This window comes from Serratia sp. AS12 (assembly GCF_000214195.1).
Lineage (GTDB): Bacteria > Pseudomonadota > Gammaproteobacteria > Enterobacterales > Enterobacteriaceae > Serratia > Serratia plymuthica.
The window spans coordinates 2,116,816-2,143,773 of the sequence record NC_015566.1; the positions used below are offsets into that span (position 1 = coordinate 2,116,816).

At 53.5% G+C, this 26,958-nt stretch carries 26 protein-coding genes and 2 pseudogenes; 11 read left to right on the forward strand and 17 right to left on the reverse strand.

The window, feature by feature from the left end; translation table 11 throughout:
* Nucleotides 1-7: 7 nt before the first annotated feature.
* Together SERAS12_RS09885 and SERAS12_RS09890 are read right to left on the reverse strand one after the other, a co-directional pair.
* The gene (locus SERAS12_RS09885; protein ID WP_013812525.1) at nucleotides 8-847 is read right to left on the reverse strand and encodes an MBL fold metallo-hydrolase; all 840 of its coding nucleotides are present in this window, start codon (nucleotides 845-847) and stop codon (nucleotides 8-10) included.
* Nucleotides 840-1,385 carry a hypothetical protein gene (locus SERAS12_RS09890; RefSeq protein WP_013812526.1) on the reverse strand — a complete coding sequence of 182 codons (546 nt, stop codon included), beginning with the start codon at nucleotides 1,383-1,385 and terminating at the stop codon, nucleotides 840-842. Before SERAS12_RS09890 ends, SERAS12_RS09885 begins: the two co-directional genes overlap by 8 nt.
* Nucleotides 1,386-1,526: 141 nt before the next feature.
* Between SERAS12_RS09890 and SERAS12_RS09895 the strand changes: the two genes are divergently transcribed.
* A complete protein-coding gene (locus tag SERAS12_RS09895; protein WP_013812527.1) occupies nucleotides 1,527-2,429 on the forward strand; it encodes a LysR substrate-binding domain-containing protein in 903 nt (300 codons plus the stop codon).
* Nucleotides 2,430-2,603: 174 nt separating this feature from the next.
* On the opposite strand, the gene SERAS12_RS09900 is transcribed toward SERAS12_RS09895, so the two are convergent.
* The 3 genes from SERAS12_RS09900 to phoP all read right to left on the reverse strand — a co-directional run bounded on the left by SERAS12_RS09900 (nucleotide 2,604) and on the right by phoP (nucleotide 5,944).
* Nucleotides 2,604-3,725, reverse strand: coding sequence for a cupin domain-containing protein (locus SERAS12_RS09900; RefSeq protein ID WP_013812528.1), 1,122 nt, complete (start codon nucleotides 3,723-3,725; stop codon nucleotides 2,604-2,606).
* Between the two features lie 84 nt (nucleotides 3,726-3,809).
* Nucleotides 3,810-5,267: a two-component system sensor histidine kinase PhoQ gene (gene phoQ, locus SERAS12_RS09905; RefSeq protein ID WP_041416559.1), complete on the reverse strand. Its 1,458-nt coding sequence runs from the start codon at nucleotides 5,265-5,267 to the stop codon at nucleotides 3,810-3,812.
* 5 nt (nucleotides 5,268-5,272) lie between these two features.
* Nucleotides 5,273-5,944: a two-component system response regulator PhoP gene (gene phoP, locus SERAS12_RS09910; RefSeq protein ID WP_004943295.1), complete on the reverse strand. Its 672-nt coding sequence runs from the start codon at nucleotides 5,942-5,944 to the stop codon at nucleotides 5,273-5,275.
* Between the two features lie 515 nt (nucleotides 5,945-6,459).
* On the opposite strand from phoP, the gene SERAS12_RS09915 reads away from it, so the two are divergent.
* The 3 genes from SERAS12_RS09915 to SERAS12_RS09925 all read left to right on the forward strand — a co-directional run bounded on the left by SERAS12_RS09915 (nucleotide 6,460) and on the right by SERAS12_RS09925 (nucleotide 9,289).
* Nucleotides 6,460-7,968 carry a PLP-dependent aminotransferase family protein gene (locus tag SERAS12_RS09915; protein ID WP_013812530.1) on the forward strand — a complete coding sequence of 503 codons (1,509 nt, stop codon included), beginning with the start codon at nucleotides 6,460-6,462 and terminating at the stop codon, nucleotides 7,966-7,968.
* A gap of 145 nt (nucleotides 7,969-8,113) precedes the next feature.
* Nucleotides 8,114-8,566, forward strand: coding sequence for a GNAT family N-acetyltransferase (locus SERAS12_RS09920; RefSeq protein ID WP_013812531.1), 453 nt, complete (start codon nucleotides 8,114-8,116; stop codon nucleotides 8,564-8,566).
* A gap of 21 nt (nucleotides 8,567-8,587) precedes the next feature.
* A complete protein-coding gene (locus SERAS12_RS09925) occupies nucleotides 8,588-9,289 on the forward strand; it encodes a GNAT family N-acetyltransferase (RefSeq protein ID WP_013812532.1) in 702 nt (233 codons plus the stop codon).
* Nucleotides 9,290-9,347: 58 nt separating this feature from the next.
* On the opposite strand, the gene purB is transcribed toward SERAS12_RS09925, so the two are convergent.
* The 5 genes from purB to rluE form a co-directional block, all read right to left on the reverse strand.
* On the reverse strand, nucleotides 9,348-10,718 hold the full coding sequence (gene purB, locus SERAS12_RS09930) for an adenylosuccinate lyase (protein WP_013812533.1): 1,371 nt from the start codon (nucleotides 10,716-10,718) through the stop codon (nucleotides 9,348-9,350).
* Between the two features lie 22 nt (nucleotides 10,719-10,740).
* Nucleotides 10,741-11,367: a high frequency lysogenization protein HflD gene (gene hflD / locus SERAS12_RS09935; RefSeq protein WP_013812534.1), complete on the reverse strand. Its 627-nt coding sequence runs from the start codon at nucleotides 11,365-11,367 to the stop codon at nucleotides 10,741-10,743.
* 2 nt (nucleotides 11,368-11,369) lie between these two features.
* On the reverse strand, nucleotides 11,370-12,473 hold the full coding sequence (gene mnmA, locus SERAS12_RS09940) for a tRNA 2-thiouridine(34) synthase MnmA (protein ID WP_013812535.1): 1,104 nt from the start codon (nucleotides 12,471-12,473) through the stop codon (nucleotides 11,370-11,372).
* A 94-nt stretch (nucleotides 12,474-12,567) separates the two neighbouring features.
* Nucleotides 12,568-13,014, reverse strand: coding sequence for an NUDIX hydrolase (locus SERAS12_RS09945; RefSeq protein ID WP_013812536.1), 447 nt, complete (start codon nucleotides 13,012-13,014; stop codon nucleotides 12,568-12,570).
* A gap of 61 nt (nucleotides 13,015-13,075) precedes the next feature.
* On the reverse strand, nucleotides 13,076-13,702 hold the full coding sequence (rluE, locus tag SERAS12_RS09950; protein ID WP_013812537.1) for a 23S rRNA pseudouridine(2457) synthase RluE: 627 nt from the start codon (nucleotides 13,700-13,702) through the stop codon (nucleotides 13,076-13,078).
* 132 nt (nucleotides 13,703-13,834) lie between these two features.
* Between rluE and icd the strand changes: the two genes are divergently transcribed.
* A complete protein-coding gene (gene icd, locus SERAS12_RS09955) occupies nucleotides 13,835-15,088 on the forward strand; it encodes an NADP-dependent isocitrate dehydrogenase (protein WP_004943319.1) in 1,254 nt (417 codons plus the stop codon).
* Between the two features lie 1,129 nt (nucleotides 15,089-16,217).
* On the opposite strand, the gene SERAS12_RS09960 is transcribed toward icd, so the two are convergent.
* Nucleotides 16,218-16,922 carry an autoinducer binding domain-containing protein gene (locus SERAS12_RS09960; protein WP_013812539.1) on the reverse strand — a complete coding sequence of 235 codons (705 nt, stop codon included), beginning with the start codon at nucleotides 16,920-16,922 and terminating at the stop codon, nucleotides 16,218-16,220.
* 205 nt (nucleotides 16,923-17,127) lie between these two features.
* Here SERAS12_RS09960 and SERAS12_RS09965 point away from each other — a divergent pair, with 205 nt between their 5' ends.
* Entirely contained in the window at nucleotides 17,128-17,856 is a 729-nt protein-coding gene (locus SERAS12_RS09965; protein ID WP_013812540.1) for a hypothetical protein, read from the forward strand.
* A gap of 238 nt (nucleotides 17,857-18,094) precedes the next feature.
* Here the strand turns inward: SERAS12_RS09965 and SERAS12_RS09970 are convergent.
* Nucleotides 18,095-18,355: pseudogene (locus SERAS12_RS09970) on the reverse strand (SOS response-associated peptidase family protein); the annotation flags it as partial.
* A gap of 244 nt (nucleotides 18,356-18,599) precedes the next feature.
* On the opposite strand from SERAS12_RS09970, the pseudogene SERAS12_RS26600 reads away from it, so the two are divergent.
* The 3 genes and pseudogenes from SERAS12_RS26600 to tolA all read left to right on the forward strand — a co-directional run.
* A pseudogene (locus SERAS12_RS26600) lies at nucleotides 18,600-18,695 on the forward strand (hypothetical protein); the annotation flags it as partial.
* Between the two features lie 282 nt (nucleotides 18,696-18,977).
* On the forward strand, nucleotides 18,978-19,469 hold the full coding sequence (locus SERAS12_RS09975) for a hypothetical protein (protein WP_013812542.1): 492 nt from the start codon (nucleotides 18,978-18,980) through the stop codon (nucleotides 19,467-19,469).
* Between the two features lie 153 nt (nucleotides 19,470-19,622).
* Nucleotides 19,623-20,171 (forward strand): cell envelope integrity protein TolA, encoded by a 549-nt coding sequence (gene tolA, locus SERAS12_RS09980; protein WP_013812543.1) that lies wholly within the window; start codon nucleotides 19,623-19,625, stop codon nucleotides 20,169-20,171.
* A gap of 99 nt (nucleotides 20,172-20,270) precedes the next feature.
* Here the strand turns inward: tolA and SERAS12_RS09985 are convergent, their stop codons facing one another.
* The 5 genes from SERAS12_RS09985 to SERAS12_RS10005 all read right to left on the reverse strand — a co-directional run bounded on the left by SERAS12_RS09985 (nucleotide 20,271) and on the right by SERAS12_RS10005 (nucleotide 24,570).
* Nucleotides 20,271-20,450 (reverse strand): hypothetical protein, encoded by a 180-nt coding sequence (locus SERAS12_RS09985; protein ID WP_013812544.1) that lies wholly within the window; start codon nucleotides 20,448-20,450, stop codon nucleotides 20,271-20,273.
* Between the two features lie 148 nt (nucleotides 20,451-20,598).
* The gene (locus tag SERAS12_RS09990; RefSeq protein WP_013812545.1) at nucleotides 20,599-20,811 is read right to left on the reverse strand and encodes a hypothetical protein; all 213 of its coding nucleotides are present in this window, start codon (nucleotides 20,809-20,811) and stop codon (nucleotides 20,599-20,601) included.
* Nucleotides 20,812-20,947: 136 nt separating this feature from the next.
* A complete protein-coding gene (locus tag SERAS12_RS09995) occupies nucleotides 20,948-22,060 on the reverse strand; it encodes an AI-2E family transporter (RefSeq protein WP_013812546.1) in 1,113 nt (370 codons plus the stop codon).
* Nucleotides 22,061-22,637: 577 nt separating this feature from the next.
* The gene (locus SERAS12_RS10000) at nucleotides 22,638-23,099 is read right to left on the reverse strand and encodes a GNAT family N-acetyltransferase (RefSeq protein WP_013812548.1); all 462 of its coding nucleotides are present in this window, start codon (nucleotides 23,097-23,099) and stop codon (nucleotides 22,638-22,640) included.
* Nucleotides 23,100-23,367: 268 nt separating this feature from the next.
* Nucleotides 23,368-24,570, reverse strand: a complete 1,203-nt coding sequence (locus SERAS12_RS10005; RefSeq protein WP_013812549.1) for a CynX/NimT family MFS transporter — start codon at nucleotides 24,568-24,570, stop codon at nucleotides 23,368-23,370.
* A 222-nt stretch (nucleotides 24,571-24,792) separates the two neighbouring features.
* Here SERAS12_RS10005 and SERAS12_RS10010 point away from each other — a divergent pair, with 222 nt between their 5' ends.
* Together SERAS12_RS10010 and SERAS12_RS10015 are read left to right on the forward strand one after the other, a co-directional pair.
* Nucleotides 24,793-25,830, forward strand: coding sequence for a LacI family DNA-binding transcriptional regulator (locus SERAS12_RS10010; protein ID WP_013812550.1), 1,038 nt, complete (start codon nucleotides 24,793-24,795; stop codon nucleotides 25,828-25,830).
* 203 nt (nucleotides 25,831-26,033) lie between these two features.
* The gene (locus SERAS12_RS10015; RefSeq protein ID WP_013812551.1) at nucleotides 26,034-26,957 is read left to right on the forward strand and encodes a TIM barrel protein; all 924 of its coding nucleotides are present in this window, start codon (nucleotides 26,034-26,036) and stop codon (nucleotides 26,955-26,957) included.
* Nucleotide 26,958 lies beyond the last annotated feature (1 nt).

The following is a 26,958-nucleotide window of genomic DNA, read 5'->3' on the forward strand; positions in this document are numbered from 1 at the left end:
ATGACGCTCAAGATTCGTAAGCTATTTTGTAGCTCTTGCCTGCCCGCTCGATACGTGCAAAGCCGAGCTCCCCCAGGTGCATGCCGGCGATAAGCGTTTTGTCCGAGCTGACGGCATCCAACAGCTTTGATCGTGTTTCGGCGGAAACCAGCGGATCCTGGTCAAATGCAATGGATACGTCGGGGCGAGCAATCTGGATATGGGGGAAATGAACGATATCCCCCCAAATCAACAGACTGCTGCTATCGGATTCGAGGCGATAACCGGAATGCCCTGCGGTATGCCCCAGAAGGGGGATCGCACTGATGCCAGGGCGAACTTCATTATCCGTAAACGTGTGAATCCTCTCCCGATACTTATCGAATACCTTGCGCGCAAACAGAAAATTTCCGCGAGCGCGCTCACTCGCCCGGCTGAGATTGCTGTCGTCCTCCCAGAAAGAGACCTCATGCTGGTGGACCACTAACTCTGCATCGGGAAAGGCGGCTTCCCCTGACGGATCCACCAGCCCCCCGACATGATCGGGATGCGCATGAGTCAGAAGGATCGTGTCAATGTCGCAGGGTTGTACGCCGGCAAGTGCAAGATTCGCTTTCAGCTTGCCGCCCCATTGCTTAAATCCCCCAGCCCCCGCGTCAATCAAGATCGTGCGGCCACGGCCCCGAACCAAGTAACAATTAATATGAATAGAAGAGGGATCCTTCACACCTGCGTCTTGCTGCAATGTTGACGCATCCCTTAGATCGATATTGGAGAGCGAATCGAGACCCGTGGAAAGGTATCCGTCACTGATGGCCGTGATCGAAAATGCCCCAATCTGCCGGCTTGGAAATGTCATGTTATTCATCACCGTATTCCTCACTAATACTGCCTTTCGTCAATTGATTCGTCATTGGCACATAGCGGTGGATGCCCTTCGGAAGCGGTTCCAAGCCCAGGTCAGTGGCGTGTTCCAGCTTCGCCAGCCACCGAACTTCAGGGAATCGCTCCAGGGCGACAGCCTGCATCCGGTAAGGCGTGAGGCCCATTTCGACGAGCGGTTCCGGGCCGACTGCACTCGTCACCAGATGTTCGTGTTCACCGATGGCCGGGGCACGATCAAGGTCACCATAAAGATTGCGGTGCCAGTCGGTGATGTGCTGTTGCCAGCGTGCGAAATTGCCGCCGCCTTTCTGACGATACTCATCTCCCTGGAGCACATCGAGACTGTCGATCGAATGAAGGGCGAGGTAGGCAGGGCAACCGGCGCTCAACGCCTTGAAACGCTGCGAGGTATGGAACCCGCTCACCGAAATGAGCGCGGGCAGTTTTTCCTGGCTATAAAACTTATTCCACTCTGCTTCACTGGCGGGATCGGCAAAGCCGCATTCGACTGTATAAATCATTAGATCACTCTCGACGGGATACCTTGTTGACGTTAAGTCATGGTAGAGCGCTAAAGGCAGCGAATAAATCGATTTTTCGGTATGCTTCAGTGACAGAAAATCAAGGTGGGCCAGCCACCGGGGCCCCAATCAGGAACGCTTATGCGCCGGAAGATCCCTAGCAACACTTCATTGATGGCATTCGAGGCTGCTGCTCGTCATGGCAGCTTCGCGCGCGCGGCGAACGAACTGTCTCTAACCGAAGGCGCTATCAGCCGTCAGATTGGTCGCCTGGAAGCCTTCCTTGGCGTCACGCTGTTCGAGCGAATCGGCAATCGCGTCCGGCTCCTGCCGAACGGGGCACGCTATGCGACCCAAATCCGTGAGTTGCTTGACCGTCTGGATCGGGACAGCCAGTACCTGACAGGACAGCCGAGCGATGGCGCAAGCCTGGACATTGCTGTCATCCCGACTTTCGCGATGCGCTGGCTCATTCCTCGCTTGTCACGCTTTCGGCAGCAGCATCCGAACATCACTGTGCATCTCTCCGAACGCATGGAACCCTTTGTCCTGGCCGGGAGCGGATTCGATGCTGCAATCCATTTCGAGCATCCGGCCTGGACGGGAATGCGGACTTACCCCCTGTTGGATGAGGTGCTGGTGCCGGTTTGTCATCCTGACATTCTGACGGGAGGCGAGGGGACAAGCGCACTGGATAACCTGCCGCGTCTGCACCGTCGACAGAACCCCGAGGCTTGGCAACGCTACTCTCAGGAGACGGGGATCCCTTTGACTCATCCTGCGATGGGGGCACGCTACGATCTTCATGCCATGTTGATCGAGGCGGCATTGGCCGGTCTCGGTGTTGCGTTGGTGCCGCGCCTCTACGTTGATACCGAACTTGCGCGCGGAAGGCTGGTCGCGCCGTGGCCCGAGGGGAAAACGATCGCCAAAACCTTCTGTCTCATTCTTCCTGAGTCGATCGGATTAGGCAGTGAGCCCATACAAGCGTTTGCTCAATGGATACTGGGCGAAGCCAAGAAAGGAACGAAGGTTGAGCTGTAGGAAATGTTTTTCCTCTCTTTACTAGCTCGAATTCAGGAAAATACTGGCATAGGTTTATGCTATTAACATTTTGATAAATATTGTGTATTTCCCTCGACGCAGTTCGGTGCTGGAGGCGTGATGAAAAAAAAGCCACCTGCCGAAGCGGGTGGCTCTATCCGACAATTATCGGGTTTAGTCGTTGAAGTACCAGTAACCGCTGTTGATCAGCGCGGTGAGTGTGGCCAGGAACGACGGATCGTCGATGGCTTCGCCCAGCATGGCGGCGTTAACGCTGAAGTGCTGACACAGCGCGTCGGCGGCTTGCAGATGTTCGGTATCAATCAGCTCGCCATTCACAAAGCACCGGTCGCCAACGCGCAGCACGCGCAGGCCACCCAGGCGTTGCAAGGGTTCACCCTGTTGCAGCAGCTCGTAGATTTCTCCGGCCTGATACGGCGGCTCCGGCGGCGCTGCGTCCAGCTCGTGGCGAGTCTGAGAAATAAACTCACCAAACCAGTGCTGGAAGTGTTCCGGTTGCTGAACCAGATCCAACATCATTTGACGCAGAGCGTCGACTTCCTGCGGCAAGATCTGCGCCGGTTGGTCGCGCAACTGAATGTCCGGATCGCTGTAACGTTGGCTGCCCAGTTCGCGTGCCAGCACGTAATCGGCAAAGCCGCTGATCAACTCGCGGCCGTTCGGTGCGCGGAAGCCCACCGAGTAATTCAGCGCATTTTCCAGCGCGTAGCCTTCATGCGGGAAGCCCGGCGGGATATACAGAATGTCGCCTGGTTCCATTTCTTCGTCGATAATGGCGTCGAAAGGCTCAACCTGAAGCAGATCCGGATGCGGGCAGTGCTGCTTCATCGGCACCTTCTCGCCTACGCGCCAGCGGCGTCGGCCGGTGCCCTGAATGATAAAGACGTCGTACTGATCGAGGTGCGGGCCAACGCCGCCGCCTGGGACAGAGAACGAAATCATCAGGTCGTCCATCCGCCAGTCCGGCAGTTGGCGGAACGGACGCATCAGCGCGCTGGAAGGCTCATGCCAGTGGTCCACCGCCTGTACCAGCAGCGACCAGTTGTTCTCGCTCAGGTGATCAAAGCTCTCGAAGGGACCGTGCGCAACCTGCCAGCGGCCGTCCTGGTGGCTGACCAGGCGGCTATCCACTTCGTTTTCCATCGCCAACCCGGCCAGCTCATCCGGGGAGATTGGATCGATAAAGTTTTTGAAGCCGCGCTTCAGAATTACCGGACGCTTTTGCCAGTAACGTTGCAAAAAGTCGTTCCAGTCCAGATCTAATTGATAATCCATGTTCTATTCCAGCAGAAAGGAGTGAGCCTGAGTGCGATTATAACGGAAGTTTGGCCCCGAGGATCGGGGCCGGAACGACAGAATTTATTCGTGATGATGGGAATCGTGCTGACGGGCGAAGGTGACCTGCATGCGCGCGCCGCCAAGCGGGCTGTCGCTGATGGTAATGGTGCCGTCATACTGCTCGATAATCTCCGTCGCGACGGATAACCCTAACCCCTGGCCGGGGCGCAGGGTGTCTACGCGCTGACCACGTTGGAAGATCAACTCGCGTTTGCTTTCCGGGATGCCCGGCCCGTCGTCGTCGATCACGATGGTGAGGTTTTTATCGGAGTGGAGTGAGGTAATTTCAACGAACTCCAGGCAGTATTTGCAGGCGTTTTCCAACACGTTGCCCATCACTTCCATAAAGTCGTTCTTTTCGCCCATAAAGGTCACTTCCGGCGAAATATCCAGCGTGATCACCACGCCTTTACGCTGATACACCTTGTTGAGCGCCACGGTGAGGCTGTCCAACAGCGCGGGCACGGAGTGGATCTCACGGGTCAGTACCGTTTGCCCCGAACTGATGCTGGCGCGATGCAGGTAGTAGCCAATCTGCTGCGAAATGCGGCTGATTTGGTCCAGCATGATCGGTTCGACCTCTTCGATGGTGGTCTGCTTGCCGGTGCGCAACGAACGCAGCGTGGTTTGCAGCACCGCCAGCGGCGTTTTCAGGCTGTGGGTCAGGTCGGACAGCGTGGTGCGGTATTTGGTGTAACGCTGGCGCTCATTGCGCAGCAAAATATTCAGATTGCGCACCAGCCCGCGCAGCTCGCTGGGGGGATTTTCGTCGAGCTGCTCGCGTTCACCGTTCTCCAGCTCGCCCACCTGATTCACCAGCGCCTTGATCGGGCGCAGGCTCCAGTAAGCTGCCAGCCACAACAGCGGCACCACCAGCAGCAGGTTGGCCAGCAGCACATAGCTGAACCATTCCCAAACCACGTCCGAACGCTGCAGCTCCTGCGGAATGGTGTCGACCACCACTATGGTCAGCGCGGGCAGCCGCGAGGTTGCCGCGTAGGTGTTGACCGCCACTGAGTGGGTCAGCGCGTTTTGGTCGTTGTCGTCATAGTTTTTCAGCTGATCCTGGGCTTTGGGGTTGTTGCCCAGCACTTCGCTACTGATGCGGGTATCGGTATCGATTTCGTAGAAGTCGGATTTCTCCAGCCACTCTTTGTTGATGCGCTTTTCCAGCTCCGGCAGTTTGCGCTGGCTCCACAGCAGATTGCCCTTGTCGTCGTAAATAAACACCAGGGTAGGGAAGTTGAGATCGATATCGGGTGGAATGGCGATGGTGAGCTTGTTGTCTTTCCACTGAGCCAGGCTGAAGAACAGGTTGCTTTCACCTCGCAGCAGGCGGAAGGCGGTCTTGTCGAAGCTGACGATATAACCGACTACCGCAACCAGGCCGTAAGACAGCGACAGCGCCAGGATCACCCCGGCGGTCGCCATCAAAAAGCGCGCGCGCAGTGAAAAAGGTTTTTTATCTTTGTTGAACATCATGTTCACTTCGCATCAAAACGATAGCCTTGGCCACGAACCGTGGTGATCACTTCCTGCGGGTATTCAGCCTGCAATTTTTTGCGCAGGCGGCCCATCAATACGTCGATGGTGTGGCTCTCGCGCAGTTCCGCATCCGGATACAGCTGCAGCATCAGCGAGTCTTTACTGACTACTTTGCCGGCGTTACGGATCAAGGTTTCGATGATGGTGTATTCAAATGCGGTCAGTTTGATTTGTTGTTCGCCAACGCTCAACTCGCGGCGCGACAGATCGATCTGGAACGGCGGCAAGACGATCACCTGGGATGCCAGGCCGCTGTTGCGACGCATCAACGCCTGCATGCGGGCGATCACTTCCTCCAGGTGGAACGGTTTGGTGACATAGTCGTCGGCGCCGGCTTCCAGAACCGCCACTTTGTCCTGCCAGCTTTCGCGCGCGGTCAGCACCAAAATGGGCAACTTCATCTGGTGAGCACGCCAGCGGCGGATCAGGCTCAAGCCATCTTCACCCGGCAGGCCGAGATCGACAATTGCGATGTCCGGCGCATGTTCCTGCAGGAAATAGTCGGCTTCCTTGGCATCTTCCGCAGCATCGACCTGATGGCCCATCTCGCGCATCTGTACGGAAAGGTGGTGGCGCAGCAAACCGTTATCTTCAACAACCAATACTCGCATGGCGGACTCCTGTGACTATGCGGGTGAACATCCTGTCACCCCGCTATAAAGGTAACACGCTCTTCAGCGTGTGAGGGATAGCGTGCGGCTACCTTACCCATTGATCGTGAATGTTGACGTTATGGTAGGTAGAACCCGCTGTTACCGCAAGAGACGCAGAGCGTTGGCGGGAAATAAGCGCTATCGATTTTATGTTCGCCGTCATTATCGGCAACGGCTAATAAACGCCGGATAAACAATGGCGGAGCAAAGTTAAACCAAACTTAAACCGTCGGGTGTTGAAGGATTGGCCTAAAGTCCAGGGTCAACTGGCGTTTTGCGTACGTCAATGCATGAGATACCGAGCTGAAGGAGGGGCTGTGCGGGAGGGAAAGGGTTGGGGGAAGAAAAAAGGTGTTTAAAAACGCTGTATTCGCAATCTGGCGAGTTCAGGTCAATGTCCTGGCATGACCGCGAAGGGACTGAAATAAGGTAAAGTGAGGCAGTAAAGCCGCCTTCTCTTGATCCGGAGCACCATGAAACACAGCAGTGACAGCAGCCCACCCACTTCCCCGGCCGCCCTACAGGCAAGCTTTGCCCGGCATTTGCAACAGGGCATGACGCGCAAAGCGGCGCTGCATCTGGCCATCAAACAGCAGGTGACGGCGGGGGAACTGCAATATCTGGCGAAACTTCCTCCCAGCCGGGTACTGGCTGCCGGGCTGGGCGTTTCTCGCGATACCGTCGAGGTGACCTATGCCCAACTGGAAGCCGAAGGCTACATTGCCCGCGCGGTGGGGCGCGGCAGCTTTGTCAGCTATCAGCGAAGCACCCTGATTGGCCGCGAGCTGTTGGCGGCGGATGATGCCGAAAGCGCATTGCTGGCGGAACGGGAACTGAGCGCGCATGGCCGCTCGTTGCTGGTGGCCGCCCATGCGCCGCATACCAGCCGCGCCAGTTCACTCACGCCGTCACTGTCTGATCTGCGGCTGTTCCCGATAGATAGCTGGTTGCAACTGGAAAGGCTGGCGGTTCGGCAGTACGGCGAACGCCTGTTGGGCTATGCCGATCCCCAGGGCGTGGTGGAGCTGAGGGGCGAGATCATTGAGTATCTGCGGCGCGAAAGGGGCGTTAAGGCCAGTGTGGAGCAGGTGATCGTGTTGACCAGTTCCCAACAGGCGCTGTCGCTGTGTACCCAGGTGTTGTTCAATCCTGGCGACAGAGTATTTGTCGAAGAGCCGGGTTATCAGGGGGCGAAAAAGCTGGTGCAGTCTGCGGGGATCATCGCTCAGCCTGTCGCGGTCGATCATGACGGAATGGATATTGACGCATTAATTGACGCGCGCCATCGCGGGCGGGGTGTGTATGTCACGCCATCTCATCACTATCCGCTGGGGCATTCGCTCAGCATCGACAGAAGATTAAAATTGCTGGAATGGGCGCAGCAGCACAAGGCCTGGATTATTGAAGATGATTACGATTCCGAATTCAATTATGACGGGCTGACCAGGGCTTCGCTGCAGGGGCTGGATAAATACCAACGCACGCTGTATATCGGCACCTTCAGCAAAACCCTGTTCCCGGGGCTGCGTATCGGTTTTATCATCGTTCCGCCACAGTTAATCAAACCGATGGTGGCTGCCAAACAATTCCAGGATGGTTATACCTCTGCATTGCCGCAAATGACCCTGTTTCGCTTTTTAAACGGCGATTTTTATGCCGAACACTTAAGGAATATGCGCAAGCTGTATAAGGCCAGGCTCGATATTCTGCATGCGGCGGTCCATCAGTATCTTGCTGCCTGGACCCGGCCGCCGCTGCCGCAGGGCGGGTTGCAATTGGTATGCCCGTTGGCGGATGCGGCTACCGAGCGGCGTTTGATTCAGGCCGCCGCCGCGCAGGGAATGAAGGTCTATGGGCTGGCGGATTTTTACACCGGCCAACCTCGGGAAGGGGCGCTGGTATTTGGCTTCTCGGCCTACACGCCGGATGAAATCGTAAAATTCATCAAAAAATTATCCTCTATTTTCAGCGCGCTGCCGTAGGCCGATTAAAAGGCGTTTATGTCGTCAAAATTGGTCTGCGCACTGTTATGAATTGGTCTGTATTCAGCCCGCAATGGCCGGTGTACCCTGTTGGTATCAGGTTATTTCTCCTGTGGAAATAATATCTTAAAACCAGAGAGGCACTATGCACCCGGTAAACAATGGCGTTGTGGTACGCAAAATACAAAACGGCGATAAATCGCAGTGGTTGGATCTGTGGCAGGGATATCTTCATTTTTATCGTGCGGACATTGCCGCGCAGGTCACCGAACACACGTTTGAACGCTTATGCTCGGATCAACAGGTTTATGGGCTGGTGGCGGAAGACGCAAACGGCAATCTTCTGGGGTTGATGAACCTGATTTTCCACCCTTCAACCTGGAGCTCCGCCGGTTATTGTTATATTGAAGATCTCTATGTTTCCCCTGTGGCGCGCGGCAAGAAGGTGTCCGAGAAACTATTTGAGCAGGCTTATCAGCTTGCCAACGAAAGGGGCAGTGACCGGGTTTACTGGATGACGCAGGAATATAATGCCCCGGCGCGTTCGCTGTACGACAAAATAGGCAAAAGAAGTTCGTTCATCATCTATACCCGTTAATTACAGGTTGTGAGGGGCTTTATGGCGTTCAATCAATTCGGGCAGCCGGTGGGCGAGCCATTAACCGATTGGCGGGCACCGCAACGGCCTGCCGGAGAGCCGCTCGACGGGCGCTTTTGCTTCATGAAATCGCTTGATCCGCAGCGGGATCACGCAGCCCTGTTCCGCGCATTCCAACTGGCCCCGGATGGCCGTGACTGGACCTATTTACCCGCCGAACGGCCGGACAGCCCGGCGGCGATGTTGCTGCACCTGACCCAGCTTCAGGCCAACCCCGCGTTGGTGAACCTGACGGTGTTCGACAGCGCAAGCCACGCACCGGTCGGCACCGTAGCTTATATGCGCATCGATGAAGGCAACGGCGTGCTGGAGATTGGCCACGTCAGTTGGTCACCGGCGATGAAACAACGCTCCAGCGCAACGGAGGCCGTCTATCTGATGCTGCGCCACCTGTTCGATGATTTGGGGTATCGCCGCTGTGAATGGAAATGCGACAGCCACAACGCGCCGTCCAGACAGGCGGCGGCAAGGTTCGGTTTTAATTACGAGGGCCGGTTCAGGTATGCGGTGATCACCAAGGGCCGCAGCCGCGATACCGACTGGTTCGCCATCACATCGGATCGCTGGCCGGCCATTAAAGCCGCCTTCGAGCAGTGGTTAAGCCCGGGCAACTTCAACGCGCAGGGGCAGCAGAAACAGCGGTTGCAGGCGTTTATGCGTTGAGGCTCTACAATACGAAAGGCGGCCATTTGGCCGCCTTTGTGCTTTCTAACCAGACCGATTATTTCAGCTCGTCAACCATGGTGGCGGCACGGCCAATGTAGTTAGCCGGGGTCATGGCTTTCAGGCGGGTTTTCTCTTCTTCCGGCAGCGCCAGACCGTCGATAAACGCCTGCATGCCGGCGGCATCCACGCGCTTGCCACGGGTCAGCTCTTTCAGCTTCTCGTACGGCTTTTCGATGCCGTAACGGCGCATCACGGTCTGGATCGGCTCGGCCAGCACTTCCCAGTTGTGATCCAGCTCGTCCAGCAGGTGCGCCTGGTTGACTTCCAGCTTGCTGATGCCTTTCATGGTCGCCTGATAGGCGATCAGCGCATAGCCCAGGCCCACGCCCAGATTACGCAGCACGGTGGAGTCGGTCAGGTCGCGCTGCCAGCGGGAAACCGGCAGTTTGCTGGCCAGATGGCCCAACACCGCGTTGGACAGGCCCAGGTTGCCTTCGGAGTTTTCGAAGTCGATCGGGTTGACCTTGTGCGGCATGGTGGAAGAACCGATTTCACCGGCGATGGTCTTCTGCTTGAAGTGATTCAGGGCGATGTAACCCCAGATATCACGGTCGAAGTCGATCAGGATGGTGTTGAAGCGCGCTACGCAGTCGAACAGCTCGGCGATGTAGTCGTGCGGTTCGATCTGAGTGGTGTACGGGTTCCAGGTGATGCCCAGCGAGGTAACGAAGGTTTCGCTGAACTGGTGCCAGTCCACTTCCGGATAAGCGACGATGTGGGCGTTGTAGTTGCCGACTGCACCGTTGATTTTACCCATGATCTCAACGCGTTCCAGCTGACGGAACTGGCGTTCCATGCGGTAGGCCACGTTGGCGAATTCTTTACCTACGGTCGACGGGGTCGCCGGCTGGCCGTGGGTGCGGGACAGCAAAGGAATGTCGCGATATTCCAGCGCCAGGCCCTTGATCGAATCGATGATTTTGCGCCAGTACGGCAGCACCACGTCCTGACGTGCGGTTTGCAGCATCAGCGCGTGGGACAGGTTGTTGATATCTTCTGAGGTGCAGGCAAAGTGGATGAACTCGGAGACCGCCTGCAGGGCAGGGACGGCTTCCACTTTTTCCTTCAGGAAATACTCAACCGCTTTCACGTCGTGGTTGGTGGTGCGTTCGATAGTCTTGATGCGCTGCGCGTCTTCTTCGCTGAACTCTGCGACGATCTTGTCGAGGAAAGCGTTTGCGTCGGCGTCAAAAGCGGGAACTTCCTTGATTTCTGCGCAGGCGGCCAGTTTTTGCAGCCAACGTACTTCAACCTGCACGCGGAATTTCAGCAGACCGTATTCGCTGAAAATGGTGCGCAGTGCGCTGACTTTATCACCGTAGCGTCCATCAACGGGTGAAACGGCGGTCAGTGAGGATAATTCCATCGGTAGCAACTCCTGGGATCGATTAACAATGAGCAACGATATTTTGCGCCTGTTTAAACAGACGATTACGAGAAAACATTAATTGCAGGCGGCTGCCGCCAACCTGTTGCCACAGCACGGCGGCACGAATGCCGGCCAGCAGCGTGGCGCGAACCTTGGCCTGCACCTGCGTATTCTGCAGGATAGCCGGCGAACCTATCACCTGGATGCGCGGCCCGAGCGGGCTGACCACGTCGACATAAATGCCGGCCAGCGCGCTGATAATAGTGTCTGATTCCAAATCAAAATGCGCCAACTGGCGCTCCAGCTGGCCGAGGCGTTCGCCAAGCTGGTTCATCGCCTGCTTATTGGCGTTGAGCTTGCGCTCCAGCACCATCAGGCTGATGGTGTAGCGGGTCAGTTCGGCGCCCGGCCCCTTGTTATTGGCATTGAGCACGCCCATCAGCGTCTCGAGGCCCGTTTTCAGGTTGCGCTCTTCGCCGCCGAACACCGCCAGCGTGGAAGGCGGATCCATTTGCAGCAGGCTGCTCAACGAGACATGCAAGGCGTCTTTATCGCATATCCCCTCGTGCGCCAGTTGCTGGACCAGACGCGCTGACTGGCTGATTCCAGCCATCGCCAGCGTAATGTCATAATAATTTTTCGCCACGGTTACTCCTGTAAACGCTGTTCGATAATGCCGCCACCGAGGCAGATTTCGTCCTGATAAAACACGGCTGACTGGCCTGGGGTGACGGCGGCGACCGGCTCGTCGAAACGCACTTCGATGCGCTGGTCATCCAGTGGCGTAACGGTGCACGGGATATCCTGCTGGCGATAACGGGTTTTCACCGTACAGCGCAATGGCCCGCTCAGCGGCAGGCGATCGACCCAATGCAGCTGCTGCGCGATCAGGCCGGTAGACATCAGGCGCGGATGATCATGCCCCTGAGCGACCACCAGCACGTTATTGGCGACGTCTTTGTCTACCACGTACCACGGATCTTCGCTGCTGTCTTTCATGCCGCCAATGCCCAGCCCTTTGCGCTGGCCGAGGGTGTGATACATCAGCCCCTGGTGCTCACCGACGGTCTGGCCCTCGACGTTGACGATAGGGCCTGGCTGCGCCGGCAGGTAGCGGCCGAGGAAATCACGGAATTTGCGCTCGCCGATAAAGCAGATGCCGGTAGAGTCTTTTTTCTTGGCGGTAACCAGCTCCAGCTGCTCGGCGATGCGGCGCACCTCCGGCTTTTCCAGTTCACCGACCGGGAACAGGCTTTGCGCGACCTGCTCGTGGCTCAGGGTATACAGGAAGTAGCTCTGGTCTTTGTTGCCGTCGACGCCGCGCAGCAGGCGGCTTTTGCCGTCCACGTCCTGGCGGCGCACGTAGTGCCCGGTGGCGATAAAGTCCGCCCCCAGATCTTCTGCGGCGAATTCCAGGAAGGCTTTGAACTTGATTTCTTTATTGCACAGGATGTCCGGGTTCGGCGTGCGACCGGCTTTGTACTCTTCGAGGAACAGCTCAAAAACGTTGTCCCAGTACTCTGCCGCGAAGTTCACCGTATGCAGCTCGATGCCGAGTTTGTCGCACACGGCCTGCGCATCGGCCAAATCGGTCGCTGCGGAACAATATTCTTCGTCATCGTCCTCTTCCCAGTTCTTCATAAACAGCCCAGCGACCTGATAGCCCTGTTGCTGTAACAGATAGGCAGTAACGGAAGAGTCGACGCCGCCGGACATACCGACGATTACTTTTTTCTGGCTGTTATCTGACATGGGAGTCTCACGAACTTGAACACGAACCGTGCGATAAAAAACAAGCGCAGGATTTTACCACGTTGGCCGCGCCGGCGCACGGCACTTATTCATCTCAGAACGGCCAATTATAGCTGCCGACCAAGGAGAGTGGGTAGCGCTCCGGCTGCTGGTAACAACGGAGACTTTCCGCAACCAGCCCGGAACGCAGGTTGGGTGCCTGCAAAATCTCTTCGGCGCTAAGCCACAGGCAGCGGTCGATATCGCTGTCTTGCGGCTCGGTGGGCAGAGGGTGCTCCAGCTCAATGACAAAACAAAAGCGCAAAAACGGCGTGTTGTCCGGGGCGATCCACTGGTGCAGCTTGAGGAACGACTGCGGCGTGGCGCGGATGCCGGTTTCTTCCCACAGTTCGCGTTCGGCGGCTTGCACCAGGGTTTCATCGGCCTCCAGGTGGCCGGCCGGCTGATTCCATAACGCTTTGTTGTTGATGGTCTCTTCGACGATCAGAAATTTCCCGGCGGCGTGAACCACGCAGGCAACGGTGACGTGCGGTTTAAACATAACGGCCCCTTACAGCGGCTGGTTGATGTGCCGGCATACCCTTGGTTTTTCTCGCTGCTGGCTACAGCGAATCAAGGGTTTTCCATTCGCCAGGTTGTAATGCACCCAGGGAAAGCTCGCCCATACTGTAGCGAATCAGGCGCAGAGTAGGGAACCCGATATGCGCCGTCATGCGACGCACCTGGCGATTTCGGCCCTCGAACAGGGTGATTTTCAGCCAGGCGGTGGGGATCGCCTTGCGTTCGCGGATCGGCGGGTTGCGCGGCCACAGCCATTCCGGCTCGCTGACCAACTCCACGCCGGCCGGCAGAGTGGGGCCATCTTTGAGCGTAACGCCGCTGCGCAGCGACACCAGATCGGCTTCCTGCGGCGCGCCTTCCACCTGGGCGTAATACACTTTGCCGGTGCGTTTGCCCGGCTGGGTGAGCTGCGCTTGCAGCTTGCCGTCATTGGTCAGTACCAATAACCCTTCGCTGTCGCGATCCAGCCTCCCGGCGGCGTATACATCGGGAAAAGGAATGTATTCTTTCAGCGTGGCGCGCCCGGTTTCATCGGTAAATTGGGGGAGCACATCGAAGGGTTTATTGAATAACACCACGCGGCGCGGACCCTGTGCTACAGCGGGTTTGGCGGCGTTCGGCTTGCTGAATCGTTTAACGTTGTGATTTTTAACAGGGAATTTTTTCATAACAGTTGAGATTACGGATGATAGGCGCATTATAACCGAATCCGTTTCGGATTGGCGCGGACTGAATATTCGAGTAGTATCTACACGCATCTTACAAAGCATTAACAAAAATTGCGCTTGAAGGAGAGGTTGATGGAAAGCAAAGTAGTTGTTCCGGCAGAAGGTAAACAGATTACGGTCGATGCCCAGGGTAAACTGGTTGTTCCGAATAACCCGATCATCCCGTTCATCGAAGGCGACGGCATTGGCGTTGACGTTACCCCTGCTATGATTCACGTGGTTGATGCGGCTGTGAAAAAGGCCTACCACGGCGAACGTAAAATCTCCTGGATGGAAATCTACACCGGTGAAAAATCCACTCACGTTTACGGGAAAGACGTGTGGCTGCCGGAAGAAACCCTGGATCTGATCCGTGACTACCGCGTTGCCATCAAAGGCCCGCTGACTACCCCGGTCGGTGGCGGTATTCGCTCCCTGAACGTGGCTCTGCGCCAGCAACTGGATCTGTATGTGTGTCTGCGTCCGGTGCGTTACTACCAGGGCACCCCTAGCCCGGTTAAACAGCCAGAGCTGACCGACATGGTGATCTTCCGCGAAAACGCCGAAGACATCTATGCGGGTATCGAATGGAAAGCCGGTTCTGCCGAAGCAGACAAAGTGATCAAGTTCCTGCGCGACGAAATGGGCGTGAAGAAAATCCGCTTCCCGGAACAATGCGGTATCGGCGTCAAGCCATGTTCCGAAGAAGGGACCAAACGTCTGGTGCGTGCGGCGATCGAATATGCCATCACCAACGACCGTGACTCTGTGACCCTGGTTCACAAAGGCAACATCATGAAGTTCACCGAAGGTGCCTTCAAGGATTGGGGCTACGAACTGGCGCGCGAAGAGTTTGGCGGCGAACTGATCGACGGCGGCCCGTGGCTGAAAATCAAGAACCCGAACACCGGTAAAGAGATCGTGGTTAAAGACGTGATCGCCGACGCCTTCCTGCAGCAAATCCTGCTGCGCCCGGCGGAATACGACGTGATCGCCTGTATGAACCTGAACGGTGACTACATCTCCGACGCCCTGGCCGCACAGGTTGGCGGTATCGGTATCGCACCAGGCGCCAACATCGGTTCCGATTGCGCGCTGTTCGAAGCGACCCACGGCACCGCACCTAAGTATGCCGGCCAGGACAAAGTGAACCCAGGTTCCATCATCCTGTCCGCAGAAATGATGCTGCGTCACATGGGCTGGTTCGAAGCGGCTGACCTGATCGTTAAAGGCATGGAAGGCGCCATCGCTGCCAAGACCGTGACCTATGACTTCGAACGCCTGATGGAAGGCGCTAAACTGCTGAAATGTTCAGAGTTTGGCGACGCTATCGTTAAGCACATGTAATTGTGTTTGGCGTTTGAATAAGAACGGGAGCCTTAGGGTTCCCGTTTTTTATTATTCAAACTGCAACGGTTATCAAAACGTTATCAAAACTTGGTCATTTTGATACTTACCTAAACCTATACTCATATTGAGTAAGGCTGAGTGGCAGTTTTGAGCGAGGAGCGGAAGTCCATAATCATTCCCACTTTTGGCGAGAGCAATACTAACATCCGGGTGCTTTAATTAATGGACAACTGGCTAGTCGGAGGTGCAGGGTTTTGACATATGTCTCATGTATCTATTGACCATTATTTCCAATCCGTGGAAGTACGTTGCAACGAATGTAATTCTACCAACCTCAGGAAGTTACGTGCCGCGACTCAATTGTCTTACGCTGATTTTGTGTCATCCGCCGGGCTGTTTAATGCGTTGACTGGCGAAGTAATGGGGTACGAAGATGGCCGGGTTATGCAAGCTGGAGTATCTCCTACAGGGGCATTGGCTGACCTGAGTGGAACATCAAACTATCTCTGGATTGGTACCACTTACCTTGCCCAAGCGGGCAATCTTAACGTCTGTAACGGTACGTTTGCGAGTGCTCGTTGTTTGAACCAGGTAACAGAGAACGACGCGATACAGCTATCAAACCGCACATAAGCATGGCCGGGATGGACCCCGGCAACTCTCCAAAAACCATCTTTATTTACCGATTAATGTCCTGTATTTTTGATGGTTATCAGAGCTTTCCACCACAAAAAGCTTTCGCTTGTACTATATAAAAAACAGCAACAAGGAAACGTTATGATTTTCTTTTATCCAACACCAAACCCGCGAAAATTCGAACTCCCGTTGTTCTCAGACAAAGTGCCGACGGGTTTCCCAACTCCTCCAGCTGATTACATCAGTTCACGCATCGACCTGAACGAGTACTACATCAGCCATCACTAGCGCATATCCATGATTCCATAAGGGCTTAAACATTCTTCTTGTAGTAATTTAATGAATTTGGCCACCTGAACAGAGGTGATGTTCTCACCTCAGGACAATGCAGACCCCCTCTACCTGTCAATATGAATGAACCGGAAACGCACACTTCACTTTGAGGTTTTTCATTTGCTTTCTAGTGTCGGAACCATCAGAAATACAGCATTTATAATGTGAGTTGACCAGTCTGTATGGCTTTAATAATTGCGGCGCTTCTTGAGTTTGTGTTGAATTTTTGACGCACTTTTTTAAAGTGGAAATTAACATTTGATTCTGAACAGTTGATTATTTTTGAGATTTCCCAAGTTGTTTTACCCATCAGATACCAGGAGCAAATTTCTTTTTCTCTGTTGCTTAACGTAATGGTATTACGTTTGCATTTTAGTATGTGAAAGTAATGTACGATTGCATCCCGTAACGCAACCGATCTATCGATATATTTATTCATTTTATTAATGCATTCACTCTCATGGCAATGAAATGACAGCATCAGGCTCCCAAATTCATTGTTGATACCATGCAGGGGGAAAGATACACCATGGTGAATTCCATATCTTTTAAGATCATGAAAAAAAGTTGATTTTGTCTCCATCGTGTTCCCACTCCACACTAGGGGGATAATGTTGTGCAAGCAATATTCCACGACGGGATTCTGACTTATGCACTGTTTTTCACTTTGTTCTTTTAAAAAAGACTCATCATAATTTGTAATAATAATCGGGTTTTTTATTTCATTTTTAGTGTCTGAATAAATAAGATAATACCATTCAACCTCTATAGCTGATTTCATCGAGTGAAGAAGCCTATGGATATCATCAAAACTATCCACGGTAAAGTCTGAGTAAAAATCATATAAGTCAACTGAAGCCATGGTTATCATTCCATTTATTTAATCGGTGAGTTTTTATTGTTTATAAGACTAGTGTACAGCCAGAGACTGACAACTATCTCTTTTGACAGTTGCGACATGATAATTTCGGTGAAAAAATTCATATTGAAGTTCAGACAAAATCACACTCATCGTAATTACATATGATGGTGAAATTCAATGCGAATTTAATTTTAAGAGAGGACTTATGAAACGAACTACCGTTATTTCACTTATTGGAATGGTGTTTTTTTCGGTAAATGTATTTGCTGCAAAATCAGAAATCAGTTCGGAGGTAAAAGACGATATCGCTGATATACTGACTGCACAATACAATAACATAGCCAAAGACTGTGGAGATGAGCAATCCCCAGCATTTCTTTGCTCCGGCGTGTTAATGAGAGGGACGAGACCCGGAGTTGATTTCTGGAGGCTCAATCCATCATCAATAAAAAACAATGGCGTGTCATTCTCTTACTTGCGTAAGGATGCTAAATTCAACACTACAATTGCCAGTGCCAATGGGTTTATTCTTTTTCCGGGTAAAATGACACCGGCAGAGAACGAACAGGTTTCGGTATTATGCTCTTATGCCCTCGATGCAAATACGTGGGGGAGGCAGGGAAACTACTGTGGTTCACCTCCTTCTCCTGAGAAAGGGCAGTCATGTCAGGACTTTGGCGTATTTACCGCTCATCAGTTAAATAAAGCGATTGCCAGAAGGTCAGCCTGGGGGGTATGTGCATTTGATGTCAGACCTACGGCAAAAAAACCGGCTGATGCGTTTTATCAGACATTGCTCGCGATGCCGTATCTTGGAAATGGATTAAATTATAACGAAATTATGGTTAAACCTTGGGATGAAAATAATCCGAAGGGCATACCCATTGAAGCACTTTTTTACCTGAATGGAGGGGGGCTAGTGTATGCGCAGTAGGATCAGCGTAGCTACAAAAATGCAACAGGTAAATTTTTACCTATCGTTAAAATTGAGCTCCCTAAAGGCGTCAGTGTGCAACAATCGACAGATGCGGTCTTTAGCTATGAACCAAAAGATCAGGTTGTTGAGAAATAAACGATAGACTCTCCCTGATGATTAGCTGTAAATAACAATACCGCCCGTCGGAATATCTCGCCGTAAGTCCCTGTTATCCTAGCGTGGATTTACGGCGCATTGTAGTGGCTGCGGTTCCAATTCGTGTATTGATAACCGGCTGGCGTTCCATTTCTTTCCACCATTCAGGGCCGTAGCCCCACTCGAGAGGATCGAGGTGCAACTTATTGTCTCGCTGGTTAAGCATCAGAACTCGGGTACCTGGCGCCACGTTGTAGCGACCGATCGGAACATTGTCCAGCGTGCTGGCAAATTCAAGGTCGGAGGCGAGCACGTCGAGATAGTCGGTGCAGGTCTGTACCTGGGCAAATCGTCCACACATAACCACCCCTTTTCGGTGCGGATTTAGGGTAAGTATAGGGGATGTTTCTCGAAGGGTTTCTGGTCAGCATGAGAGGATTCGCCCCTCATCCCTACACCCCATAACTGTGTATAGGAGCAAAAAAGCATTATCAAAACCCGATAAGCATTTCTTGAAATCAAGTGGTTATAAACAGTGTCAAATGATGCGAACTTACTGTTTAAATCGAAATAATTAAATTCAATTTTTTATTAATAGCCATCTACTGTTGCGCCACATGGATTGCTTCGAAGCGGCCGACCTGATTGTTAAGTGCATGGAAGGCGCAATCGCCGCCACGACTGTGAGCTATGACTTCGAATGTTTTTATCGATGTTGCCACGAATGATTGTTATTGCGTTTATTACCCTTGTTCTAATTAAATATTAGCGTGCTTATTTTTATCTTGATTGGTATTTGTCTGTCCTCCTGTGAGTTCATGCGCTGGGAGCTATTCAACTTTGATGGTAACAAGGTGAAATTAAAGGTAACGCATTGTGTGATATTGAGTTTAATATTATTTTCGTCCGTTGTTTCATTGTGCTTGGCATTAATTTTGGCTATCTTTGAATGCCGATGGGGTAATTGAATATGGACGAATGATATGAAAGCGCTGTTGACAGCGACGCTGGTTGCGTTAATTTCGGTAAGTGCAGCGAATACGGATGCTGCGACCACCAAGACGGTGAATGGGAAGCTTGAAACACGCTTTGGCAACCCAACGTACAAGCAGGTGCTACATTATCGCAAGATGTATGAGAAAAAACCTTTCCCTGATGCTGAGATTTATTACTACGATAACGGCGTCTATAAAATCATTTCGCAGGGGGAAGACCATTATGGACTCTATGTGCTGCAGGGTGGATTTCAAGAACAGACTTATACCATAAGATTCGTTTCATTGCCGTCCGCCGACTGGGGGAGTAAAACGGCATTTCACCAGTTGACTTTTATAAAGAACGATAAAGGCGGTGACGGTGTGTTTATCCAGAATGCGATTGTTGATACCGGCGAGGCCATTGCTCAGCAGAATGGCACTTTTTCTCTGGAAGAGAATAAGGAGAAGGACCCAACGAATAAACGGTGGGGAAGTTAATTTACAGCCAAACTCAAACATCATGGCGACTCAATAGTTTTGATTCTACCCTGAGTAAACTGAATGCGCCCCGGTTTGAAGTGACAGTCACCGGCAGTCATTCAAGCCCTGATATCCGTCGGGGTTTTTCTTTTGCCTCGAACGCCTGCGGGCATGCGCTTTCCTAATGTGGGTTTGCACTACAGTGATCTAAACCTGCTGAAACTTGCCTGTGTTGGTTTATTATTCTTTCTTGTGGATATTCTATTAAAGAAGGGAATCATGAAGAGAGTTCATTTGGGGTTTGGGATTTGCGCGCCGGCATTATCGCTTGTTATCGCCGCGTTGTTGGTGACGGGGTGTGCGAAGACGAGTTCCGTGAATAAACCTGTGCCGTCTGATGAGGGTGTCGATGCGATGTTTGCCGCCTTCGAAGGTAAAACAGCGCCTCAACCTGGGGCGGAGGCCAGCCAGTATGCTATGCAGATACAATCCGCTATTCAAAGCCATTTTCTAGACGTCGGCTCATATGCCGGTAAACGATGCGCTTTAAGAATTATGCTGGCGCCGGATGGCATGCTTATAAATGTGCGAGCCGAAGAAGGTGACCCTGATCTTTGTCGTGCCGCAATAAAGGCGGCCACAAAGGCCCGTTTTCCCAAAGCGCCTTCACCAGCCGTTTATGATGCCTTGAAAAATCCTATATTGGAATTCCGCCCCTGAGCACCTGAATGAGAGGGGAAACGTGTCAACGCTATTAGGTCGGGTCAATTTGAATAAAAGCGGGAGCCTCTGGGCTCCCATTCTTTATGATCAAGGACCTTATTTCATTTCTTTCAGTTTGGCGCGTGCAGCCCAAGCAATGGCGACCATGATGATGGCGCCGACAAATTTGGGCCACTGGGCACAGGCGAAGAATTGTTCACTTATTTCTTTGCTGAGGGCAATGCAGGTGTAAACGGTGGCGAAGGTAAACCACGCTTTGATCCAGGCGGCGCTCATGGGACATCCTTTTCGAGAGATAAGGATGAAAAATATCCCCCCTTTTGCATTAACAATCAAGCCGCTCTCAGCCGCTTTCCGGGGCTGCTGCGCGATGATGTTAACCCTATCCCCTAAACGGCGTTTCTACCCTGATACTGACCCCCGGCTAATAAAGCTTTATGTCCACTTCCTGCTGTTTCAGGTAGGTACTGACATAGCCATAGGCGCAGTAAAAGGCCAGCAACGACAAGATGAGCACCGCGAAGGATGCCTTGAATTTGACGTCACCGTCTTTCGACATTTGGTAGGCGCAATAGATAAAAGACAGCAGAAACAGCAGAGTAAAGATTATTGCTAATGTGGCATATAAGATAAGCATGGCTCAACACGGTCTTCCCTGTGAGTGTTACAAAGCAAGCTCAAGGATAGCATAAGGGGGGCGGCGTAACGCGATGGCAAACGTTGGGGGCCTGTGCAGGCCCCCGGAATTAACACAATCTCTGCTTCAACGCCGCTTAACCGGCATCAGGATGATTCTTGCCTTCTTCGATAAAGGCTTCATCAATCTCGTCGGTGGTTTCCTCGCTGTCGCGGCCGGAAAGGATATTCCAGCAGGCGATGAACAACGCGGCGATCAACGGGCCGATAACGAAGCCATTGATGCCGTAAATCTCCATCCCGCCCAGCGTGGAAATCAGGATGAGGTAATCCGGCATCTTGGTGTCTTTGCCGACCAGCAGCGGGCGCAGAATATTGTCAACCAGCCCGATAATCACCACGAAGAACCCGACCAGGAATGCACCTTGCCACAACATGCCGGTAGCGAAGAAATAGATGGCTGCCGGCACCCAGATAATGGCGGAACCGACGGCGGGGATGATGGACAGGAAGGCCATCAGCGCGCCCCACAGCAAACTGCCATCGATGCCGGTGATGTAAAATGCCAGACCGCCGAGGGCACCTTGCACAATCGCCACCACCACGGTGCCTTTCACCGTAGCGCGGGACACGGCGGCGAACTTCACGAACAGGTGGTGCTTAACGTGCTCGGACAGCGGCAGCGCTTCAAGCGCCAGTCTCACCAGATAGGGGCCGTCTTTCAGCAGGAAGAACAGCAGGTAGAGCATGATGCCAAAACCGACGGCAAAGTTGAACGTGCCTTTGCCGATCAGGAATACGCTGCCCGCCAGGAATTGCCCGCCCTTGAGCGCCACTTCGGAAAGCTGCTTTTGTATTTCCGCGGCGCTGTCGAGGTTATGCTCCGCCAGAAAATGCCGTGCCCAGCTGGGTAAATGCTGCATCACTTCGGCCAGCATCGTAGGCAGTTGGGTATTGTTGTTTTGCAGCTTTTCGTAGAGAACGTTGAATTCAAGTGCCAGCGACGAAGCGATAATCGCCAACGGGGTGAACACAATCAGGCAGATCACCAGCAATGTTAACAATGAGACCAGGCCGTTGCGGTCGCCAAGGTATTGCTTAAGCTTGTTTTTCAATGGGTGGAAAATCACGGCCAATATGATGGCCCAGAGCACCGACGAATAGTAGGGACCCAATACGTCCAGAAAAGCGGCGGTTACGATGAAAAGGATCAGAATAAAGAATCCCTTTGAAATACCTTTAGACATCATATCAGTCCCTCTGATGATAGATTTTATCGGTGAATCTTGGCGCTCACCGACATTGACGAGCAGTGAAAAACAAACCATAGCATCACAATGACTTAACAGTTAGCGGATTGTTGGTGAACGGAGGTTCTCTAGCCTGTAAGCCGGGTTGCTCACGGATTTTTGTATAAATTATCAATAAACCTTATTGATTGTGTTTCATTTTATGAGTTCGCCTTGATGAGAAGAGGCGGGTTATCTACGTTTTAGGAGAACGTATTTTCACCTGAAACGCAGAGGTAGGCAAATGACTGAGCATAAACGACTTAGATTCATTGAGATAATGGTTGCGATCGCTTTTGGCGGTTTGGTGATTTACCTGATGGCCACGGGCGCGTTGTCCTTATCAGGGCTGGAGCACCATTGGCCATATCCATCAAGATAACTGTAGTGACTTGCCAGGGTATGCTGAACACGGCGGATAAAAATAAAATTACGCTGTTCAGACGTTGCGTTCGGGCGAGGAAAGTACGGCGGAGATCCATAAGCTTAAACGCCGGCCGCTGAATCCCCCGCTCAGATCGGATGTCTTTCATCACGCCTAACCTATCAGGCGCTTCATCATATAAATGCTCAGTGGATCGGGCGAGTAATTGCCAAAGCGCGTTGTCTGTCGGTAGCCGGCTTTTCGGTACAGGCTAATCGCTTCGGGTTGGTTAACGCCGGTTTCCAAATACAGTTCGCCATATCCCAGCGATTGCGCTTTCTGCTCGATTACCTCGATCAATCGGTGCGCAATACCTTGCCCGCGAAAACGCGGATCAACGTACATGCGTTTGATCTCCGCAATTTTACCCTCAGAAATATACAGGCAGCCGCAACCCGCATAGTCGCCCGCGCTTTTTGCGACAAAAGCGCAGGTTTCTGACGACGTCATTTCCTCAACCGACACCGAATAGAACGAATCGGCGGGGTAAAGCGGTTGCTGGTAGTCGTCCAACGCCGTCACCAGCGCAGCAAAACCGGTATCGGTTACCGCGGTTTCTTCAATAGATACGGCCATTTTCGCTCCCATATAACTGTGGTCATCCTGATAACCACAGTATCACAGCGATTACAGCGTTCCTTTCTGGAGAAAGGCCCACAAAAACTGAAAGTCAGCAATGACTGCAATGTTCTGTCGATGGGGATGAGAAAAACCCTCGATATCATCGCCGATGGAACAGACCAGGAATACCTTGCGGAAAATGGCTTCTGGGGCCAATACCGAATGTGGCGAGTGAAATAATCATTATGGAAATACAAGGCCGCAAAAGCGGCCTCTTTTACTGTTACTGTCGGGTTGATAGTCGCGATGCCAACGCCACCCCCAACGCGGCGGCGGCCAGTACCATCGCGGTGGGGGCGGACCAGCCGGCATTAGCGACGATGCCGCTTATCGCTATGGGGGCGATCATCTGGCCCAGATAATTGCCTTGCATCACCAACCCCAGGCACAGTGGGGTGAGGGTCGGTTCCGGTGACGACATCGGCGTGGCGGCGAGGACGGTGGACGGAAGCATGCCGCTGATGGCGGAAAATAAAAAGCACAGCGGTATCAGCATATTCATCGGCGTTGCCGAGAAGAAGATACCGCTGCCGGTCAGCCCCATGGCGATAAAGGTCCCGGTGAGCAGCGTTTTGGCGCTAATCCCACGCGACAACAGTAAACCGGCGGAGAGATTGCCAATCATATTGACGGCTACGATCGCGGCACTGATGCTGCCCGTGCTGGCGAGCGATAGCCCGACGTGCTGCATCAAAAATAGAGGCAAAAAAGCCATTACCGCAAAGAACAGCAGGTTGTAGCTGGTAAATATCAGCGCCAGCAGCCCAGGCTGTCGTGCGCGCCACAGGCGGGACAACGCCTGGCGTAGGTCGATGTGTGAAGCCGCCGCGGAGCCGGTAGCCGCCCGGTAGGTCGTCAGCGGCAACAACAACGCGGCTAACAGCGTCAGAGCGGCGCTCGCCATCCAGCTTTGTTGCCAGCCGCCGAGCAACGGACCGAAAAACATCGAGAAGGCGATACCCGCCGGCATAAAGGTGCTCCAGATGCCAAACACCAGATTACGTTTTTGCGGCTGAACCACGCGATTGAGAATCGCTGGGGCGGCGACCACTACGATGACGAAACCCAGGCCCTCAATAAACCGCGTGGCGATCAGTCCGTTGAAGTTATGCAGGCCGGCGCCGACAAAGCTGGCGGCACTGATAATCACCAGTCCAAGGCACAGCAAGCGGCGATCGCCCCAGCGACGGACCAAAATGCCGGCAAGAATGCCGCTGAACACGCCAACGAAAGGGAAGGCCGAGATTATCCAGCTTAATGATTCCAGCGAGCGGCCGAACTCGCGTTGCAACTCCGGTAGTGCAATCGTTGCTTTGCCAACCTGCAGGGCTGCCGCAATACCGGCGAACACTATGTTCAGGATCGCCGGCCACTGGGTGGCATTGGGTGCCGTATACTCGATGGCGTCGGATTTTGTCGATATCATGATTCGCTCCGGGGGATAAAATCAGACTATGCGTTATGGCGAAAATAGCAGCAGTTCAATTGTTGCTTCACCTGCCCCAAAAACGTTCATTTCGAGCTTTTTACCGCTCCCCACAACGACTCAACTCGCTATTAACGCGCCCGATCACACAAAACCCCTGGCCGGGTTTCCTCCGTCATCGACACCATGATAGTTTCTATCAAATTCATGATGAGGAAGAGTATGGCAGGCAAGAAAACGACCCTGGCGGCTATTGCCAGAGAGGCGCATGTCGGTATCGCCACGGTTGATCGGGTGATAAACCAGCGTGCTGCGGTACGGCCGGAAACGGAGCGCAAAGTTATTGCGGCGGCGAAAAAACTGGGTTTTGCCCTCGAAAAGTCTCACCGGTTGTTTGAGGCGGCCGGGCAGTCGCCGGTGCGGCTCAAAATGGGCTTTATCCTGCTGCGCCGCGAACATTCTTTCTATGCGCAGTTAGCGGAAAGCCTGCTGGAACAGGCCGCGCCATACTGCGATCCGGCCCATCCGCCGCAGTTCATTTTTCATGACATCAGCGCGGTAGGCGATACCGCCGCTGCCATTACGCAACTGAGCCAGAGCGTGGATGTGATGGGGGTGGTGGCGCTGGATAACCCGATGATCCGTTATGCGGTCGAAGAAGCCAGTCGCCTGGGCGTTAAGGTGTTTACGCTGCTGTCGGATCTGTCGGTGCACAGCAGGGCCGGTTATGTTGGCCTGGATAACCAGCAGGCCGGTCGCACCGCGGCCTGGGCGGTAGAGCGTATATGTCGAAAACAGGGGGAAATCGGAGTTATCATCGGCGATAATCGCTTCCTGTGCCAGGAAACCTGCGAAATCAGTTTTCGCTCTTACCTGCGCGAACACCTGAGTGGCCACCGGGTGCTGGAGCCGCTACGCAGCTATGAACGGGCCGAAAGCGCCAGACAGGTAACCTTGAGCATATTGGCGCAGCACCCCGAATTGGTGGCGTTGTACGCGCCCTGCGGCGGCGTGGAAGGGATTATCGCCGCGTTGCGGGAGAGCGGCAGGCAGCACGACGTGATGCTGGTCTGTCATGGCCCGGTGGAAAACGCGGAGATGGCGTTGATCGACGGCACGCTGGATCTGATGTTGACGCATCGCATTCATGAATTCGCCGCGTCGGTCATCAACACCTTTGTCGCCGCCGCCAGCGGCGAACACCCTGGTTTTATGCAGATCATTAACCGCTTTGATCTGATCACCAAAGAAAATATCTGATCGCCGGCCCCGCTGCGGGCCGTTTCCCCCTGAGTTGCCGTCGATGTCTTGCAGAGTAGGGTCTGCCTGTATTTGATAAAAAACTATCATTTAAGATATCAAATTTAACGCGATCCTCATCAAAAAATGAAAGTTTCATCATTGATGGTTTCGAAATATTTGTTTGATACTGGCGTCACACCCACCTCGAAACGGAATGAAAAATGACCTTGCCTATCGCCAATGCCCCCTGCAGTTGGGGTGTGGATGATCCCAAAAATCCTTATCTTCCTCCTTACGCCCAAGTGCTGCAGGAGGCGAACGCAGCAGGCTATCACAGCATTGAGCTGGGGCCGTGGGGCTACCTGCCAATCGAGGCCGCGGCCCTGACCGCAGAGTTGCACCACCACCAATTGTCGCTGGTGGCCGGCACCATTTTTGACGATCTGGTCAGCGAGCAGAACTTCGCGCACATCCTGACGCTGGCCCATAACATTTGTCGCAATTTGTCGCAGGCACCTAAGGCACATCCCATTTGCGAAGGCCATTTCTCGCCGCCGTATCTGGTGATAATCGACTTCGGCAATCCACAGCGGGCCAGGTTCGCCGGGCAGTCATCGCAGGCACCGCGGCTGGCGCCAGACGACTGGAACCGGATGATCGGCCACATCAAAACGGTCAGCGAGATTGCCTGGCAGGAATATGGCGTCAGGCCGGTGATCCATCCACATGCCGGCGGCTGTATCGAGTTCGCCGATGAAATCGAACTGTTGGTCAGCCAGGTTCCGCACCAAACCGCCGGATTATGCCTGGACACCGGGCACCTGTATTACTCCGGCATGGATCCGGTTATCTGGCTCGAACGCTATTTCTCCCGGATTGATTACCTGCATTTCAAGGATGTTAACCCGCAGGTGTTCAATGACGTGCTGAAACGCGGGCTGGATTTCTTTACCGCTTGCGCACAAGGGGTGATGTGTCCACTGGGGCAGGGTGCAATTGATTATCCAGCCGTGCGCGAATTATTGACGGCGCGCGGCTATCAGGGCTGGATCACCATTGAGCAGGAACGGGATCCGCGTCAGGTGCAGGGCAGCCTGCAGGATGTGACGGAAAGCCTCAATTATTTGCGAACAGTCGGTTTTTAAT